The sequence below is a fragment of the Streptomyces gottesmaniae genome, from assembly GCF_031845845.1.
Lineage (GTDB): Bacteria > Actinomycetota > Actinomycetes > Streptomycetales > Streptomycetaceae > Streptomyces > Streptomyces akebiae.
The window spans coordinates 31,133-49,041 of the sequence record NZ_JAVRFJ010000029.1 but is presented as its reverse complement, the minus strand read 5'-3'; the positions used below and the strand labels follow the sequence as shown (position 1 = coordinate 49,041).

At 71.5% G+C, this 17,909-nt stretch carries 14 protein-coding genes; 3 read left to right on the top strand and 11 right to left on the bottom strand.

Translation table 11 applies throughout. The features are described 5' to 3' along the window. Positions 1-57: 57 nt before the first annotated feature. Positions 58-540, bottom strand: a complete 483-nt coding sequence (locus RM704_RS29075) for a GNAT family N-acetyltransferase (RefSeq protein WP_033531231.1) — start codon at positions 538-540, stop codon at positions 58-60. 155 nt (positions 541-695) lie between these two features. On the opposite strand from RM704_RS29075, the gene RM704_RS29070 reads away from it, so the two are divergent. After that, entirely contained in the window at positions 696-1,139 is a 444-nt protein-coding gene (locus RM704_RS29070; RefSeq protein WP_033531230.1) for an NUDIX domain-containing protein, read from the top strand. Positions 1,140-1,239: 100 nt separating this feature from the next. Here RM704_RS29070 and RM704_RS29065 read toward each other — a convergent pair whose 3' ends face one another. From RM704_RS29065 to RM704_RS29030, 8 genes are all read right to left on the bottom strand, one after another. Beyond that, positions 1,240-3,258, bottom strand: coding sequence for a beta-galactosidase (locus RM704_RS29065; protein WP_033531229.1), 2,019 nt, complete (start codon positions 3,256-3,258; stop codon positions 1,240-1,242). Beyond that, on the bottom strand, positions 3,255-4,577 hold the full coding sequence (locus tag RM704_RS29060) for a glycoside hydrolase family 36 protein (RefSeq protein ID WP_033531228.1): 1,323 nt from the start codon (positions 4,575-4,577) through the stop codon (positions 3,255-3,257). The genes RM704_RS29065 and RM704_RS29060 overlap by 4 nt, the downstream gene beginning before the upstream one ends. Positions 4,578-4,645: 68 nt before the next feature. Continuing rightward, complete coding sequence (locus RM704_RS29055; RefSeq protein WP_033531227.1) at positions 4,646-5,551, bottom strand: carbohydrate ABC transporter permease; 906 nt, start codon at positions 5,549-5,551, stop codon at positions 4,646-4,648. Next, positions 5,548-6,540 (bottom strand): carbohydrate ABC transporter permease, encoded by a 993-nt coding sequence (locus RM704_RS29050; RefSeq protein WP_033531226.1) that lies wholly within the window; start codon positions 6,538-6,540, stop codon positions 5,548-5,550. The genes RM704_RS29055 and RM704_RS29050 overlap by 4 nt, the downstream gene beginning before the upstream one ends. 68 nt (positions 6,541-6,608) lie before the next feature. Beyond that, complete coding sequence (locus RM704_RS29045) at positions 6,609-7,919, bottom strand: ABC transporter substrate-binding protein (protein ID WP_033531225.1); 1,311 nt, start codon at positions 7,917-7,919, stop codon at positions 6,609-6,611. 273 nt (positions 7,920-8,192) lie between these two features. Further along, on the bottom strand, positions 8,193-9,332 hold the full coding sequence (locus RM704_RS29040) for an ABC transporter ATP-binding protein (RefSeq protein WP_078937419.1): 1,140 nt from the start codon (positions 9,330-9,332) through the stop codon (positions 8,193-8,195). Further along, entirely contained in the window at positions 9,329-10,882 is a 1,554-nt protein-coding gene (locus RM704_RS29035; protein ID WP_033531388.1) for an ABC transporter permease, read from the bottom strand. The genes RM704_RS29040 and RM704_RS29035 overlap by 4 nt, the downstream gene beginning before the upstream one ends. Before the next feature lie 153 nt (positions 10,883-11,035). Continuing rightward, complete coding sequence (locus tag RM704_RS29030; RefSeq protein WP_033531224.1) at positions 11,036-12,091, bottom strand: iron ABC transporter substrate-binding protein; 1,056 nt, start codon at positions 12,089-12,091, stop codon at positions 11,036-11,038. A 282-nt stretch (positions 12,092-12,373) separates the two neighbouring features. Between RM704_RS29030 and RM704_RS29025 the strand changes: the two genes are divergently transcribed. Continuing rightward, a complete protein-coding gene (locus tag RM704_RS29025; RefSeq protein ID WP_311591361.1) occupies positions 12,374-15,010 on the top strand; it encodes an AMP-binding protein in 2,637 nt (878 codons plus the stop codon). Positions 15,011-15,118: 108 nt separating this feature from the next. Here RM704_RS29025 and RM704_RS29020 read toward each other — a convergent pair whose 3' ends face one another. Together RM704_RS29020 and RM704_RS29015 are read right to left on the bottom strand one after the other, a co-directional pair. Continuing rightward, positions 15,119-16,516 carry a sensor histidine kinase gene (locus RM704_RS29020; protein WP_033531222.1) on the bottom strand — a complete coding sequence of 466 codons (1,398 nt, stop codon included), beginning with the start codon at positions 16,514-16,516 and terminating at the stop codon, positions 15,119-15,121. Continuing rightward, a complete protein-coding gene (locus tag RM704_RS29015; RefSeq protein ID WP_033531221.1) occupies positions 16,513-17,217 on the bottom strand; it encodes a response regulator transcription factor in 705 nt (234 codons plus the stop codon). The genes RM704_RS29020 and RM704_RS29015 overlap by 4 nt, the downstream gene beginning before the upstream one ends. A gap of 89 nt (positions 17,218-17,306) precedes the next feature. On the opposite strand from RM704_RS29015, the gene RM704_RS29010 reads away from it, so the two are divergent. Then, positions 17,307-17,897 (top strand): hypothetical protein, encoded by a 591-nt coding sequence (locus RM704_RS29010; RefSeq protein WP_033531220.1) that lies wholly within the window; start codon positions 17,307-17,309, stop codon positions 17,895-17,897. Positions 17,898-17,909 lie beyond the last annotated feature (12 nt).

Sequence of the window (17,909 nt, the reverse complement as noted above, 5' to 3'; positions counted from 1 at the left end):
AGCGGGGGTCCGGGGCGCGGCGCGTATAGGGGAGCGCCGCGCCCCGGACGGCGGTGGTCAGAGCCGCCGGTAGTAGTGCGCCGTCGGGAAAAGGACGCAGCCGAGGCTCTCGTAGAGGGCGCGGGCGGGGGCGTGGAAGGTGTCGCCGCCGGTGCCGATCTCGACGAGTTCGGCACCGCGGCCGCGCAGGTCGGCGAAGGCGTGCTCGCACAGGGCGGTGCCCACGCGGTCGCCCCGGTGTGCCGCCTCCACGGCGAGCAGTGTGATCTCGGCGTGGTGGCGGGTGGGGCCGAGGCGCCAGGCGACGTAGCCGACGATGACGCCGTCGGCCTCGGCGACCGCGACGTACTTGTCCTGGTCCGGGTCGTGCAGGGTGGGGACCAGGGTGCGGTAGTCGTCACGCCAGTCGGCGTGCAGCGTGGCGAGGACGAGCCCGTCGAGCAGCGATCCGACGGAGTCCTCGAAGAACGGGCGGAACGTGTCGATGGTGAGCTCGGTCAGTCGGGCCAGGTCGTCCCGGACAAATGCGCGAATGAGCATGGAGTGGACCTCTCGGAACCTGAGGGAGGAAAAGGGCACCTCTGGCCCGCCGGTCATCCCCGATGCGCCGGTGGGCCGATCCTCAGTGGCGAGTACGCCAGGAAGCGAAGCACTCCATAAATGGCATGCTAGCGGCCTGCGAAGGGACAGGTCTCATGACTTTGCTGGTCGCCGCCGTCATCGTCCACGACCGGGACGCGGGGCGGGTCCTCCTGCTCCGGCGCGGCCAGAACGCCAGGTTCGCGCGGGGGAGATGGCATCTGCCGGTCGGCAAGAGCGAGCCCGGGGAGCCGATCACCCGGACCGCCGTGCGCGAGCTGTACGAGGAGACCGGGCTGACCGTGAAGCCGGAGGCGCTGGAGGTCGTGCACCTCGTCCACGCGGCCCGGGGTGTCGAGGCCCCCGACGGCTTCCTCACCGTCGTCTTCGTCGCCCACGAGTGGACGGGCGAGCCCGAGAACCGGGAACCGCACAAGCACTCCCAGGTCCGCTGGTTCGCCACCGACGCCCTCCCCGAGGACTTCGTGGAGGGAGACGCCGACGCGTTGCGCGGCTACCTCACCGACGGTCCCCGGATGTCCCTGTACGGCTGGGAGTGACCCTCGGGGGAATGGGGTGGCCGCAGCTCGTCGCCTCTTCCTTCACGGCACAGGGCCGCGCCCCCGGAGGAGCCGCGGCCCTGTGCCGTCGTGATCGGTGTCAGCGGGGTTCGCGGACGACCGCCACGTCCCCGGCCGGTACCGGCACGGTCGCCGGGGCGTCGGTCGGGGTGAGGGTCTTGCCCGTCAGCAGTTCGACAGACCCGGCGGCCACCTCGACCTCGGCGTCGTCGCCCCCGTGGTTGATCAGGAAGAGGTAGTCCGCGTCCGGCCCCCGGCGCAGTACCGCCTCCACCCCCTCGGGGGTCGTGCGCACCGAGCGCACTCCCGCTTCCTCGCCGATGCGGTTCAGGAGAGCGGCCAGGGTCGTCGGGTCCGGGCGGGTGGCCAGGTACCAGGCCGTGCCCGTGCCGTGGGTGTGGCGGGTGACGGCCGGGACCCCGCTCAGGGGGCCGGAGGTGTACGTCGTGATCGGCTCGGCGCCCGCCGGGGCCAGCCGTTCCGACCAGAGGGACGCCGTACCGCCGTCGCTCAGGCCCACCGTCTCCCCCGGCAGCAGGGGGAAGAGTTCGTCCGTGCGGACGCCCAGGGCCTCACGGAAGGCGCCCGGGTAACCGCCCAGCCGGACATGGCAGTTCTCGTCCACCGCGCCGCTGTGGAAGCCGACGGCCAGGGTGCCCCCGGCCTCCGCGAAACCGGTGAGGTTCGCCGCGCCCGCGTCGTCCACCAGGTACAGGCTCGGGGCCAGCACCAGTCGGTAGGCGGAGAGGTCGGCGTCGGGGCGTACGAAGTCCACCGCTACGCCCGAGCGCCACAGCGGCTCGTACCAGGCGCGGACCAGTTCCTGGAAGCGGAGTTCACCGCTCGGCTGGGACGGGAGTTCCAGCGCCCACCAGGCGCTCCAGTCCCAGACGATCGCCACCTCGGCCACGCCCGTGCTGCCCCGTACCTCCGCCAACGACCGCAGATCCGCGCCCAGTCGGACGACGTCCCGCCAGATCTGGCTGTCGGTGCCCGCGTGCGGCAGCATCGCGGAGTGCCACTGCTCGGCGCCCGCCTTGGCGGCCCGCCACTGGAAGTAGGCGATGCCGTCGGCGCCCCGCGCCACGTGGGAGAGCGCGTTGCGGCGCAGTTCGCCCGCCGTCTTGGCCCGGTTGACGGGCTGCCAGTTGACCGCGCCGGTGGAGTGTTCCATCAGCAGCCACGGGCTGCCGCCCGCCAAGGACCGCACCAGGTCGCCGCTCAGCGCGACGTCGATCTGCGACTCGGGGTCCGCCGACTGGAGGTAGTGGTCGTTGGAGACGATGTCCAGCTCCGGCGCCCAGCGCCAGTAGTCCAGCTTGTCGAAGTTGAACATCACCATGAAGTTGGTGGTGGCGGGGGTGGAGGGGGCCGCCTCCAGCAGCACCTCCCGCTCCGCCCTGCACAGCGACAGCAGCGCGTCGCTGCAGAAGCGGCGCCAGTCCAGCTGGTGGGTCGGGTTCGGGACCGCGCCCGTCGCGCGGGGCGGGATGATCTCGTCCCAGTCGTAGTACCACTGGCTCCAGAACGTCGTGCCCCAGGCGTCGTTGAGCGCCGCCAGGTCGTCGCCGTACTTCTCCCGCAGCCAGACCCGGAACGCCGCCGCGCTCGTGTCGCAGTGGCACTCGCCGTTGTGGCAGCCGTACTCGTTGTGGACGTGCCACATGACGACGGCCGGGTGGTCGGCGTACCGCTCGCCGAGGACGCGGGCGATCCGCAGGGCCGCCTCGCGGTAGGCGGGACTCGACGGGCAGAAGGTCTGGCGGCTGCCGTACGAGAGGGTGCGGCCGTCCCTGTCGACGGGCAGCGCCTCCGGGTGCGCGACGAAGAACCAGGCCGGCGGGGCCGCCGTCGGGGTCGCCAGGTCGGCGGCGATGCCGTTCTCGTGGAGCAGGGCGAGGATCTTGTCGAGGCGGGTGAAGTCGTACTCGCCCTCGCGCGGCTCCAGCAGCGCCCACGAGAAGATGTTGACGCTGACCATGTTCACGCCCGCCTCACGCATGAGGCGTACGTCCTCGGCCCAGACCTCCTCGGGCCACTGCTCGGGGTTGTAGTCCCCGCCGTAGGCGATGCCGGGGACCTTCAGTTCGCGCTTCATTCGGAGGCCTCCGCGCCCTTCGTCAGCAGTCGGCGCGTGGTCTCCACGCCCCAGGTGTCCAGTGAGAGCAGCCGGTCGCTCGACGCCATCAGGCCGCCCGTCGCCTCGACGTGGGCCGCCCAGCGCTCGCGGGTCTCCACGGCGGGGCGGGCCATCAGACAGTCGGGGTCGTTCACCCAGAGGCGGCCGTGCTGCCACTGGCGGCCCACGCCGGTGAACTCGGCGGGGTCCTGTCCGGGCTGGCTGTAGTCGTCCGCCTCGGGGCGGCGGTGCGGGGCCGTGTCGGGGCTGACCCGCATCGCGTCGAACAGGCCGATGGAGGGGAGGATCGGCGCCCCGCAGCCCAGGAGGTAGGCCTCGGGGCCGATGGCGGAGCGGATCAGCTCGATGCCCTGGCGGTACGCCGTGAGGGCGTCCACGGAGGCGTGGCGAACGCCGTCCAGCGCGCCCGCGTAGAGGAAGTCGACCTTGAAGTAGTCGTAGCCCTCGGCGCGCAGGGTGGTGAAGACCTCGGTGAGGTACGCCGCCGCGTCGGGGTGGGTGGTGTCGAGGACGTACAGGTCGTGGCCCCAGTTGCGGCCGGCGTGCGTGAAGCCGCCGCTCTCGTCGCGCACCAGCCACTCGGGGTGCTCGGCGGCCAGCGCGCTGGACGGGTCCACGAGGAAGGGGGCCGTCCAGATGCCGGCGCGCCGGCCCCTGGCCCGGATCACCTCCGCGACGCCCGCGCGGGAGCGGAAGCGGCCGGAGAGGGTGAGCCAGTCGCCCAGGGCCTTCTGGTAGCCGTCGTCGATCTGGACGACGTCGACGGGGAGGTCGAGGGTGTCCATCGCACGGAGGTTCTCGTGGATGTCGTCCTCGGTGACGGAGGTGAAGTACTCGTACCAGGAGCACCAGACGGTGGGGGCTGGGCGGGGGGCCGCGAGGCCGAGGCCCGCCGCCCACTCGCCCAGCACCGCCTGGATGTCCGTGCCGGTCCACTCCTTCACCGGGCCGTCGGCGCTGACCTCGGCGATCCCGTCCCGCACCACCAGGCGGACGGACGGGACCTCGTGCACGGGGTCGGGGGCGGCCCACAGGCGGACGGGTGTGCCGTCGCCCGGGTCGAGGGCCAGCAGGCCCTCGCCCTGGAAGGTGTCGGCGGGGACGGTGACCCCGGGCCGGTAGCAGACGGTCGCCCAGTTGTCGTCGGTCGGGCGGTACGGGGTCGCGTCGAGGGCGTAGGAGCCGCTGGGGCTCCAGGACTGCCAGCCCTCCTCGTGGACCCGTGCCGTACTGGTGTCCACGGGCACGGAGGCCACGTGGGTGAAGGGGTGGTGCACGGAGCTTCTCTTTCGAAAGGTGGACCGCCGGAGGGGCCGGCCCGTGCAAGGGGCCGGCGCGGATGCTGTCAGCCCTTGTTGGCGCCCAGGGTCAGACCGCTGACGAACTGCCGCTGGAGCGCGAAGTACACGATCAGCGTGGGGATCGCGGTGAGCAGGGCACCGGCGGCGACCAGGTTGGGGTCGGTGAAGTACTGGCCGGAGAGGTTGTTCAGGGCCGAGGTGATCGGCATGTTCTCGCCGGTGGAGATCAGCACGAGGGCCCAGAAGAAGTCGTTGTAGATCCAGATGGAGAGCAGGGTCGCCAGGGCGGCCATCGCGGGCTTGCACAGCGGCAGCACGATCTGCCAGTACAGGCGCCACACGGACGCGCCGTCGACGAGCGCGGCCTCGGTCAGCTCGTGCGGCAGGGAGCGCATGTAGTTGCTGAGCACGAAGGCGCAGAACCCGGACTGGAAGGCCACGTGGATGAGGACCAGGCCGAGCGCGGAGTCGTAGAGCTTGCCGCTCATCGTGATGCCGGGGATGTCGATGAGCAGGTACAGACGGTACAGCGGCGTGATGATGACCTGCTGCGGGAGCAGGTTGCCCGCGGTGAAGACCAGCAGCAGGAAGAGGTTGATCCGGAAGTCGAAGCGGCTGACGTAGAAGGCGACCATCGACGACAAAAACAGCGTCAGCAGCACCGCCGGGACGGCGATGATGAGGGTGTTCACGAAGTAGTGCGTCATCTCCGACTGGGTGAACGCGTTCGTGAAGTTCTCGAAGCTGAGCTTGTCGGGCCAGGAGACGTAGCCCTTCTCGGAGGTCTCGCCGTAGGGCCGCATGGCCGCGTACAGCGCCCACAGCAGGGGTGCGAGCCAGGCCAGCGCCGCGCCGGCGAGGAAGAGGTGCAGCAGGACGCGGGCGGGGCGGACGGGCGTGCGCTCCTTGCCAGCGGCGGTCGCGGCGGTGGTGTCGACGGTGGTGCTCACGCTTGCCGCTCCTTCCGGAAGGTCGCGATCAGGTAGGGGATGATCACGGCGAGGGAGATCACCAGCAGGACGACGGCGATGGCCGAGCCGTACCCGATGCGGCTGGACTCTCCGATGATGTTGTTGGTGACGAGGATGGAGAGCAGTTCGGTGCCCTCGGCGCCCTTGTTGAAGACGAAGACGAGGTCGAAGGCGCGCAGGGCCTCGATGATGGTGACGACCAGGACGACCGTGTTCGTGGGGCGCAGGGTGGGGAAGATGACGTTCTTGAACGTCTGCCATTCATTCGCGCCGTCCAGGGCGGAGGCCTCGCGCAGGGAGGGGTCGACGCCCTTGAGGCCGGCCAGGTAGAGGATCATCATGTAGCCGGCGTGGCGCCAGGACGCGGCGATCAGGATGGCCCACAGGTTGAGGTCGGGGTCGCCGATCCAGTCGATGTAGTGGCCCGGTTCATTGGCGCCGATGAGGCTGTTGATCAGGCCGGTGTCGGGGTTGTAGATCAGCTGCCAGACGAAGCCGATGACCGCGAGCGACATCACGACGGGCAGGAAGAAGGCCGTCTGGTACACGCGGCTGAACCGGATGTTCTTGTCCAGTTGCACGGCGAGGAACAGGCCGAGCGGCGTGGGGATCAGGATGAGCACGACGAACCAGACGATGTTGTGCTCGACGGCGGGCCAGAACTGCGGGTTGTTGGTGAACAGCTCCTTGAAGTTGTCCAGCCCGACCCACTTGATCGAGTCGAAGCCGATGCCGTCCCAGGTGGTGAAGGCCAGCGCGATCGAGGCGAGGGCCGTCACCCAGACGAGGGCGACGTGCAGGAACGTCGGCAGACCCGCCATCAGGCCCAGCGTGAGCCGGTCGCGGCGGGTGAGGAGCCGCCGGTGTCCCTGGGACACCTTGGTGGCGGTCCTGGCGGTCTTTGTGGCAGGGCCGGAGCCCGGAGGCGGCGTGGCCGCCTCCGGGCTCTCGGTGGGGGTGGTCGTCATGTCAGGAGGTCATCCAGTCGTGAGGACGGTCGGTCGTCAGGACGGTCGGTCGTCAGGACGGTCGGTCGTCAGGACGCGAAGATCGTCTTCTTCTGCCGCTCGATGGACGAGAGCAGGCTGTCGACGCCCTTGGGGTCACGGATGAACTTCTGCAGCGCCGGCTGCATCACCGTGGAGGTGAAGTCGGGGCGGCTGTCGCGGTCCATGAACTGGGTGAGGCTCTTGGCGCCCGAGATCATGTCGTACGCCTTCTTCTGCAGCGGCGAGTACGAGGAGGTGTCGGCCTTGGTGGAGGCGGCCACCACGTTCGGGTCGGCCTTGAGGTAGATCTGCTCGGCCTCGGGGGTGCCGAGGAACTCCATGAGCTTGACGGCGCCGGCCTTGTTCTTCGGGGACTTGCTCATCATGAAGCCGTCGGTGGGGGCCTCGACGGTGTCCTGGCCGTACGCCGGGTCGATCTCCGGGAAGGCGAAGAAGTCGAGGTCGTCGAGGTCGGCCTTGTTGGTGAACTGCTGGCCCACGAAGGTGCCCAGCAGGTACATGCCCGCCTTCTTCGACGCCAGGGTCTGCGCGGCGTCCTGCCAGGTGCGGCCGACGGCGCCCTCCTGGTGGTACGGCAGCAGCTCGGCCCACAGGTCGAAGACCTTGCGCACCTTGGCGTCCGTCCACGACGCCTTGCCCGCCATCAGCTCGACGTGGAAGTCGTAGCCGTTGGTGCGGAAGTTGATCTGGTCGAAGGTGCCGAGCGCGGGCCAGGCGTCCTTGTCACCGAAGGCGATCGGGACGAGCTTGTCCTTCTGCATCTGCTTGCACAGGGCGATCAGCTGGTCCCACGTGGTGGGAACCTCGTAGCCCTTCTCCTGGAAGACGCTCTTGCGGTAGAAGAGCGCCCAGGGGTACGTGTACAGCGGCACGAAGTAGTACTTGCCGTCCTCGCCCTTGCTGAGGCCCTTCATCGCCTCCGGGAAGTTGCCCCCGATCTTGTCCCACACGTCGTCGATCGGGGTGGCCAGGCCCTTGGCCGCGAAGAACTGCATGCGGTAGCCCGCGAACCAGTGGAACACGTCGTCCGGCGTGCCCTGCAGGTAGGAGTTGATCTGCTCCTGGAACGTGTTGTGGTCCTTGGTGTTCACGTCGACCGTGAGCCCGGACTGCTTCTTGAAGGCCGCGTAGATCTCGGCGAACGCCTTCTTCGGCACCGCGTCCGACGCGTTGGAGCCGACAGTGACGGTCTTCGAGTCCGCGGCGCCGCCACCGCTGCCGCCACAGGCGCTGAGCAGGGGGACTCCAGCGCCGAGTGCCGCGGCCCCGCCCATGCCGCGCAGCAGGGTGCGGCGGCTCGTGCCGGGGACGGAGAGACCGGAAGGTGTGAGATGCATGTACGGCTCCCTGGGGGACAGGTGGTTCGGTCTCAATGGCCCTCGCCGGCTACTGATCGAAAACAATCAGAAACCAACTCGACCGAACACGGTGGCCGCCATAACAGCTCTATGTCATGTCATGAGTCAAGACTTCTTGTCCCCCTTTGTTGAAACGTAATCCCTGGTTGTCGAAACGTGACCGACACAGACGGCGGTCACACCATCGGCGGGGGCTACCCATGTACGCCCCAGTGACTACACAAGATCAGCCGAAGAGAGCAGGCGGTCCGCTCAGATCGCCGGGTACAGCGTCGCCTCGCCCAGGACCCGGATACCGGTCTCGTCGCCCGGCCGCACCTGCAGCGGGCCCGCGACACGGACGTCGACCGGGGAGTCGTGCCCGTCGACGGCGACGGTGACCATGGCGTCGTGGCCGTGGAAGCGGACGTCGGTGACCGTGCCCCGCGCCGCTCCCTCGGCGGCCGGCCCGGTGAGGACGAGCTGTTCCGGGCGGAGCAGGAGCGTCCCGGCGCGAAGGCCCTGCGGCGGGGCGGCGAGCGGGACGGCGCCGAGCACGGTGCGGGCCGTGCCGTCGCCGTTCACGGTGGCGGGGAGCACCACCGCCTCGCCGACGAAGCGCGCGACCCAGGGGTCGGCCGGGCGCCGGTAGAGATCCTGCGGGGTGTCGCACTGGGCGACCCGGCCGTCGCGTACGACGGCGACGAGGTCGGCGGTGGAGAGGGCTTCCTGCTGGTCGTGCGTGACGAGGAGCGCCGTGGCCCCGGTCGCCCGCAGCGCGGCGCGCACGTCGGCCCGGACCCCGGCCCGCAGCGCGCTGTCGAGGGCGTTGAACGGCTCGTCCAGCAGCACGAGCCGGGGGCGGGGGGCGAGGGCCCGGGCGAGGGCCACGCGCTGCTGCTGGCCACCGGAGAGTTCGTGCGGCATCCGGTCGCCGTATCCGGCCAGGCCGACCAGTTCCAGGAGTTCCTCGGTGCGGTGCCGCCGTTCCCCCCGGGCCAGGCCCGTGAGCCCGAAGGCCACGTTCCGCGCCACACTCAGGTGCGGGAAGAGGGCGCCCTCCTGCGGCACGATGCCGATACGGCGCCGCTCGGGCGGCAGGTGGACACCGGGACCGGTCAGGACCCGGCCGCCGAGCCGGATGGTTCCCGCGTCGGCCCGCAGGAACCCGGCGACGATGCGCAGCAGGGTCGTCTTGCCGCATCCGGAGGGGCCGAGGACGGCCGCCAGCGCGCCCGCGGGGACGGTGAGCCGGAGGCCACGCAGGACCGGGTCCCCGGCCGCGTAGGACTTCGCGAGCCCGTCGACGTACAGCTCGTTGGCGTGCGGCTCGTCGGCCTGCGGCTCGGCCACATGTGTCTCGGTCGCCTGTGTCTCGGTCGCCTGTGTCTCGGTCGCATGCGGCTTGTTCATGTTCGGTGCCTCCCCAGCAGGTACGAAGGCACGGCGGCCAACAGGATGAGTGCGGCGGCATAGGGGGCGGCCGCCGCGAAGGAACCCGCTCCCGTCTCGGTCCAGAGGCGGGTGGCGAGGGTGTCCATGCCAGTGGGGCGCAGGAGCAGGGTCGCCGGGAGTTCCTTCATACAGACGACGAAGGTGAGCGCGGCCCCGGCGGCGACACCGGGCGCGGCCAGCGGGACGGTGACCTCGCGCAGGACCTGCCAGGGGCGACGGCCGAGGGAGCGGGCCACGTCGTCCAGGACGGGTGGGGCCTGCAGCACGGCGGCCCGGGTGGCGGCCACCGCGATCGGGAGGAAGAGGACCGCGTACGCACAGACCAGCAGGGGGAGTTGCTGGTAGAGGGGGTAGGCGTAGCGGACGGCGAAGAAGACCAGGGAGAGGGCGACCGTGATGCCGGGGAGGGCGTGCCCGGCGTACGCGGCCTGTTCCAGGAGCCGGGCGCCGCGACCCCGGTGCCGGGCGGCGATCACGCCGACGGGCAGGGCGAGGGCGGTGGTGAGGGCGGCGCCCGCCGCCGCGACGCCGAGTGTGGCCCAGGCCGTTTCGGTGAGGCCGCCCAGGTCCCAGGTGGCGGAGGAGCCGACGGTGAGCCAGTAGCCGAGGGTGCCGAGCGGGAAGGCGACAGCCATGGCGACCACCACGCCGCACCACACCAGCGCGAGCGGCTTCCAACGGCCCAGCGGCACGGGGGCGGCCGGGCGAGCCGTTCCGCCGCCGGTCCTGGCGTGTCCCGCGCGGCCGCGCGTACGGGCCTCGGCGGCGACCAGGGCCACCGTCATCACCACCAGGACGACGCTGAGCGCGGCGGCGGGGGTGCGGTCGAAGGAGGCGCGGTAGGAGGTGTGGATGGCCCGGGTGAAGGTGTCGTACCGCATGAGGGAGACCGCGCCGAAGTCGGAGAGCACGTACAGCGCGACGAGCAGCGCCCCGCCCGCCGCCGCCGGGCGCAGCTGCGGGAGGGTGACCCGGAGGAACGTACGGAGTGGGCCGTGCCCGAGGGAGCGTGCGGCTTCCTCCTGTGCCGGGTCGATGCCCCTGAGCGCCGCCGCGACCGGCAGCTGCACGTACGGGAAGCTGACCAGCGTCAGGGCGAGCGCGGCGCCGCCGAACCCGGCCAGGTCCGGCTCGGCCGACAGCCAGGTGAAGGCGGCCACATAGCTGGGCACGGCCAGTGGCAGCGTGGCGGCGATCGACCAGACGCGGGCGCCCGGTAGCGCCGCACGTACGGTCAGCCAGGCCATCGAGACACCCAGCACCACACACGCCACCACGACCACTGCGGTCAGGCCCAGACTGCGGCCGAGGAGGCCGAGCGTCCGCTCGTCGGCGACGACCTCCCAGGCGAAGGCGGGGCCGCGTTCGAGCGCGCGGACGGCGAGGTAGCCGAGCGGGAGCAGCGCGAAGAGGGCTGCCGCACAGGCGGGGACGAGCAGGACCAGGGGCGGTCTGCGGTCCGCCCCGCGTCCGGCGAAGCCTGCCGCCGGACGCGGGACGGACCGCAGGGCGGCTCCCGGACGCTGGGCGACTCCCGAATGCGGAGCGGCTTCAGGACGCGGGGCGGCTCCCGGACCCGGGGCGGCTCCCGGACCCGGGGCAGTTCCCGGACCCGGGGCAGCTCCCGGACCCGGGGCAGCTTCAGGCGTGTCCACTGCCGGTCAGACCAGCCCGACGTCCTGGAGCATCGCCAGCGTCTCCTGGAGGGACTCCAGCTTGCCGAGGTCGATGTCGGGCGATTCGAGCGACTCGAACGGGGGCAGCCCCTCGACGGTGCTGGTGACACCCGCGGCCAGCGGATACTCCTTCGTCGTGTCCGCGAAGTAGGTCTGCGCCTTCTCGGACAACAGGTAGTCCACGGCCTTCCGGGCGGTCGCCTTCTGCTCACCGCTGTCGGCGAGGATGCCGGCGCCGGCCACGTTGATCAGCGCGCCGGGGTCCTCGCCGGGCAGGAAGTGCAGCTTGGCGTCGACTTCGTCCTCACCTTTCTCGGCGACCCGCTCGTACCAGTAGTAGTGGTTGACCAGGCCGAGGGAGACCTCACCGGCCTCGACGGCGTCGAGGGTGGCGAGGTTGTGGGCGTAGGTCTTGGCACCGTTGGCCTTCAGGTCCTCCAGCCACTTCCGGGTCGCGTCGTCGCCCTCCAGGACGCGCATGCCGGTGACGAACGCCTGGAAGGAGGCGTTGGTGGGCGCGAAGCCGACCTTGCCCTTCCACTCGGGCTTCACCACGTCGTGGACGCTGTCCGGGACCTCGTCCGCGGCCACGTCGTCAGGGTTGTACGCGATGACGCGGACGCGTCCCGACAGGCCCACCCAGTCGCCCTCACTGCTCCGGTAGGCCTTGTCGACCTTGTCGAGGGTGCTCTGCGGCAGCTTCGCCAGCATGCCCTCCCTGGAGAGCGCGCCGAGCGCCCCGGCGTCCTGGGAGAAGAACAGCCCGGCCTTGGTGCGGTCACCCTCCTCCAGGATCTGCGCGGCGAGCTCCGCGCTGTCGCCGTAGCGCACCTCCACATCGGCGCCGACGGCCTTCTCCAGCTGGTCCAGGATCGGCTTGACCAGCTTCTCGTTGCGGCCGGAGTAGATGACGAGGGCGGCGTCACCGTCGCCCCCCGATCCACTGTCGTCGTTGTCGTCGGAACCGCACGCGGCGAGTGCGGGGAGCAGCAGACCGGCCGCGAGGAGCGCAGAGATCCGGCCAGCCAGAGGGCGTCGCATGTAGGTGCCTTCCTGCGTAGCTCGCCGCTACGCCGCAGGTCGCGTCGTTGGTCAGCGAGTGGCGAAGTGACGCTTTTTAGCCAACTGTGAACATGCTATGAATAAGGTAAAGCTTGCCTAAGCGTCAAGGGAAATGTGCTACCCGCGGACGCCGTCGCGGAAAGGCCGCGCCCTGTGATCCACTCCACCGGACCCGTGCGGGTCCCGTCCGGTAGCCCGGCTGCCCCGGCTCCGCGCCCCACCCCGGTACCGTTCCCGAGGCCGCCCGTGGGAGCGCGTGCGGTGCCCTTCGCCCGCGACCTCGCGGCGCACGGCGACCGTGTCGCCCTCCACACCCCCGCGGGTGAGGTCACCTACCGGGCCCTCGCCGAGCGCGTCGCGGCCACCGCCGAACGACTCGGCCCCGTACGACGACTGGTGCTGCTGGCGGGGGCCAACCGCGCGGGCGCGCTGGTCACCCACCTGGCCGCCCTCTCCGCCGGCCACCCGGTGCTCCTCGTCCCCGGTGACAGCGACCACGGCATCGCCTCCCTCACGGCCGCATACGCCCCGGACGTGGTGGCACGTCCGGACGCCGACGGCGCCTGGACGCTCGACGAGCGCCACCCCGGCACCGCCCACACCCTCCATCCCGACCTCGCCCTCCTGCTGAGCACCTCCGGCTCGACGGGCGCGCCCAAACTCGTACGGCTCTCGCACGAGAACGTGCAGGCCAACGCCGAGTCCATCGCCACCTACCTCGGCATCACCCACACCGATCGGGCGGCCACCACGCTCCCGATGCACTACTGCTACGGCCTCTCCGTCATCCACAGCCATCTGCTGCGCGGCGCCGGACTGCTCCTCACCGAGCGGTCGGTCGCGGACGACGCCTTCTGGACCGAGTTCCGCGCCGCCCGCGCCACTTCGCTCGCCGGGGTGCCGTACACCTTCGATCTCCTCGACCGGATCGGCTTCGAGGGGATGGAGCTGCCGCACCTGCGCCGCGTCACCCAGGCCGGGGGGCGGCTCGCGCCCGAACGCGTCGCCCGGTACGCCGAGTTGGGACAGCGCTCCGGCTGGGACCTGTTCGCCATGTACGGCCAGACGGAGGCGACGGCCCGCATGGCCTACCTCCCGCCCCACCTGGCCGCCACCCGCCCGGAGGCCGTCGGAATCCCGATACCCGGCGGCTCTTTCCGCCTGCATCCGCTCCACGGCGACGGATCGGAGGTGGGAGGGGCGGGAGAGGCGGGAGAGGTGAGAGACGTCAGTGACGCCGACCACGGCCCGGATGTGGGCGAGCTGGTGTACTCGGGCCCCAACGTGATGCTGGGCTATGCCGACAGCCCCGCCGATCTCTCCCTCGGCCGCACCATCACCGAACTCCACACCGGTGACCTCGCCCGGCGCGCCTCCGACGGCCTCTACGAGATCGTCGGCCGCCGCAGCCGCTTCGCGAAGATCCGCGGCCTGCGCATCGACCCCCAGCGCGTCGAAGCGGCACTGGAACGGCACGGCGTGAAGGCCTACTGCACCGGCGACGGCGACGAGTTGGCGATCACCGCCACCGGCACCACCGCCGACGAGCCCCGCCTCCGGCGCCTGGCGGCGGAGTCCTGCGGCATCCCACCCCGAGCCGTCCGTCTCCGCGCCCTCCCCGAAGCCGAACTCCCCCGTCTGACGACCGGCAAGCCCGACTACGCGGCGGTACGCCGCCTGACCCGCCCTCCGACAGCGGCGTCCAGGACGGCGACGCAGTCCGCTACAGCACCGGCGCACCCCGCGGACGGCGGGCGCAGCAGGGGCGAAGGACGCCGCACGGACGACTTGCGCGCCCTCTATGCCGAGGTCCTCGACCGCACCGACGTCACCGAGGACAGCACCTTCGTCGGCCTCGGCGGCGACTCCCTCTGCTACGTCGAGATGTCCCTCCGCCTGGAGGAGGCACTCGGCACCCTCCCACCCGACTGGCACGCCCGCCCGATCCGCGACCTGCGCCCGCCTACGCCCTCAGCCTCGGCCGAGCAGCAGCGGGCTCCCGTCCCCGGCCGAACCCGCCGCACCCTGGAAACCGGCATCGCCCTGCGCGCCATCGGCATCGTCCTGGTGGTCGGCTCCCACATCCAGCTCTTCACCCTCCAGGGAGCCGCCCACATCCTCATCGGCGTCGCGGGCCACAACTTCGCCCGCTTCCACCTCACCGACGCCGAACACCGTCGGCGCGTACGACACCTGTGGCGAAGCATCGCCCGTATCGCCGTACCCAGCGCGGCCTGGATCACCTGTGCGGTCGCCGTGACGGGCCTCTACGACCCCGCCAACGCCCTTCTCCTCAACAGCCTCGTCGACCAGGGCCCCGAGCGCCACGAGTGGCACTACTGGTTCATCGAGGCGCTCCTGTACTTCCTGGTCGGCCTGGCCGTGCTGATGGCCTTCCCCCTACTGGACCGCATGGAGCGCCGTCGCACGTTCGGCGTGCCCCTCGTCCTGCTGGCCATCGGTCTTCTCTGCCGCTACGACCTGCCCGACCTGGCCCCCGCCCGCTTCCACCTCGGCCCCACGGTGGTCTTCTGGCTCTTCGCCCTGGGCTGGGCGGCGGCCCGGGCGAGCACAGCCTGGCAACGCCGGCTCCTGACGGCGACCCTCCTGCTCGCCACCCCCGGACTCTTCCCGCCGGACCAACATCTGCGAACGGCTCTGGTGATCGCCGGCCTGACCCTGCTGATCTGGGTCCCCACCCTCCCCAGCCTCGGCCCCCTCAACCGCCTCGCCGGCCTGCTCGCCGGCAGCTCCCTCTACATCTACCTGACCCACTTCCAGGTCTACCCCCATCTCCAACACGACTTCCCCGCCCTCGCCCTCCTCGCCTCCCTCGCGGTGGGCATCGGATACGCGGCGGTAGCCACGCGGGGGATGCGTGCGGTGCGTCGGCTGTGACCGGCCGGGGCAGGAACTCGCCCTCCTCCGCCGGTGGACAGCGGTCTCGGAACGACCACCCACGACGGCCACCGGAAGCGGCGCCCGCTGAACCGACGACTGGGCGGACTACTTGAAGGCCGAGGCCAAGCCGGTGTGTCCGCGCCGCCGCATCGACCCCCGATGCCCCCTCCTCGCTGTCGCCCGCCCGTCCCCACCGCCCAGTTGGATCCAGATCCGCACCTCGGTCCCGCCCAGCACCGACGACCCGATGCGCACATCGCCGCCGGTCGACTCGGCGAGGCGGCGCACGATGTCGAGGCCCAGACCGGTCGAGCCGTCGCTGCCGGAGCCCCGGCCCCGGGCCATCGCGGCCTCGGGATCGGCGATGCCCGGACCGGCGTCGGAGACGAGAACGATCACCGCGTCCTCGCCGTTGTGGACGTCGACCGCGAACGCCGTGCCCTGCGCCGTGTGCCGGAAGACATTGCCGAGGAGGGCGTCCAGGGCGGCGGCGAGGTCGGTCCGGGCCACGGGTATGCGGGCCGGGCGCTCGACCCCGGCCACCCGCCACTTGCGGCCCTCGTCCTCGGCGAGCGCCGACCAGAACGCCATCCGCTCCCGGACCACCTCAGCCGCGTCGCACCCGGCGCCGGGCCCGGCCACCACCGTCTGTGGCTTGGCCTCCCGTGCCGTACGGATGATCGTGTCGACCTCCCGCTCCAGCTGCTCGACCGCCGCCCGTGTCTGCTCGGCGGCCGGTCCGTCGCCGAGCGAGGCCGCGTTGAGCCGCAGCACGGTCAGCGGTGTGCGCAGCCGGTGCGACAGGTCCGCCGCCAGCTCCCGTTCGTTCGCCAGCAACCCCACCACCTGGTCCGCCATCGCGTTGAACGCCACCGCCGCCAGCCGCAGTTCCTTCGGCCCCTTCTCCGGCACCCGTGCGCCCAGCCGCCCCTCCCCCAGTTCCCGCGCGCTCTCGACCAACCGCTGCGCGGGCCGGACCATCCGCACCCCGAGCCGGTCGGCCACCGCGACCGAACCGACGATCAGCAGCGCGCCCACTCCCGCGAGCACCGCCCACGCCGTGGCGACCCCGTTGCTCACCTCCGACTCGGGCACATACACCTCGACGACCGCTATCTCCCCGGAGCTGAGCGCGGTGGGCTGCAGCAGCGTGGACCCGCCCGGCACCTCGGTGGTCGAGGCACGGCCCAGCTTCCGCACGGTCGCGATGTCCTCGTCCGAGGCGCGCTGCCGGCCGAGGTCGAGCGCGGCGGACCCCGCGCCGTCCGCCGGCAGGTGCACCGCCATCCCGTCGTCCGACCCGGCCGAGGCGACGACCCGCTCCAACTGCTCCCGGTCGGTGGTGATGGAGAGCGCCGGGGCGATCGCTGCCGCCTCCCGTTCGGCGCCCGAGAACGCCCGGTCCCGCGCCATCTCCCTGACGACCAGCCCGAGCGGCACCGCGAAGGCCACCACGACCATCGCCGTCACCGCCACACACACCTTGACCAGCGCCCACCTCATGGCCGCGCCCCCGCCCCCGGCGGCTCCAGCTTCACCCCGACACCCCGCAGCGTGTGCAGATAGCGGGGCTGCGCCGCCGTCTCCCCCAACTTCCGGCGCAGCCAGGACAGATGCACATCGATGGTCTGGTCGTCGCCGTACGACTGCTGCCAGACCTCCGCCAGCAGCTCCTTGCGCGCGACGACGACACCGGGCCGGCCGGCGAGGAACGCGAGCAGGTCGAACTCGCGCCGGGTGAGGTCGAGTCGTACGCCGTCCAGCTCGGCCTGGCGGCGCAGCGGGTCGATCGCGAGGCCGCCGACCCGGAGCACCGTGGACGGGGGCGCCTCGCCGCCGAAGGCGCGGGAGCGGCGCAGCACGGCCGCCATCCGGGCGGACAGGTGCTCGACCGAGAACGGCTTGGTCAGGTAGTCGTCCGCGCCCGCGTTCAGCAGCCGCACGATCTCCGACTCGTCGTCCCGCGCGGTCGCGATGATCACCGGGACGTCCGTGATGCCGCGCAGCATCTTCAGTGCCTCCGAGCCGTCGAGGTCGGGCAGCCCGAGGTCGAGGATGACCACGTCGAAGCGGACATGCGCGACCTCGCGCAGCGCCTCCAGCGCCGTACCGACGCTGCGCACGGTGTGGGCGGCGTCCGTCAGATGCCTGATCAGCGCCGAGCGTACGAACTGGTCGTCCTCGACCACGAGCACACTTGCCATGCGCCGCACCGTACGCCAAACGGGAGAGGCCGGTCGGGGCCTGTGGACAACTCGTCCGTCCACGACACCACCGGGGCGCGTGGGGCAGTATGGCCACGATGCGCAGAGGACTCCTACACGTACTGGCCTGGCTGCTCGCCACGGGCGCGGCGGTCACGGTGACGTGGTGGGGCGTCCACACGGTGATGGCCGGCACCGCCTACGACCCGCCTCGCGCGCTGCCCATCACGGCCGCCGACGCCCAGGCCCAGGGCGGGCCCGCGCCGGCCACGCCGTCCCCGCTCCCGGAGCCGTCGCGCAGCGCCGGGGAACGGAAGGAGAGCAGCGGCGACGAGCCGTCCCCGACTCCGTCCGAACCCGCGAAGTCCGCGCAGCCCGGCCCCCGTCCGGGCACCGACGCCCCGGCCGACTCGGCCGGATCGGCCGACTCCGGTGGCTCGGGTGACTCCGGTGGCTCGGGTGAGGTCAAGGCCTACGACACCGAGGGCGGCCGGGTGGTCTTCTCGCTCGGCGAGGAGTACGCGACCCTCGTCTCCGCGACGCCCGGCTCGGGTTGGTCGATGCAGGTGTGGAAGACCGAGACGTGGATCCGGGTCGACTTCGCCGCCGGTGCGGACCGGGTGTCGGTGTTCTGCACCTGGCACGACAGCGCGCCCCGGGTGGACGTCCAGAACTTCTGAGGGTCTCGGGGA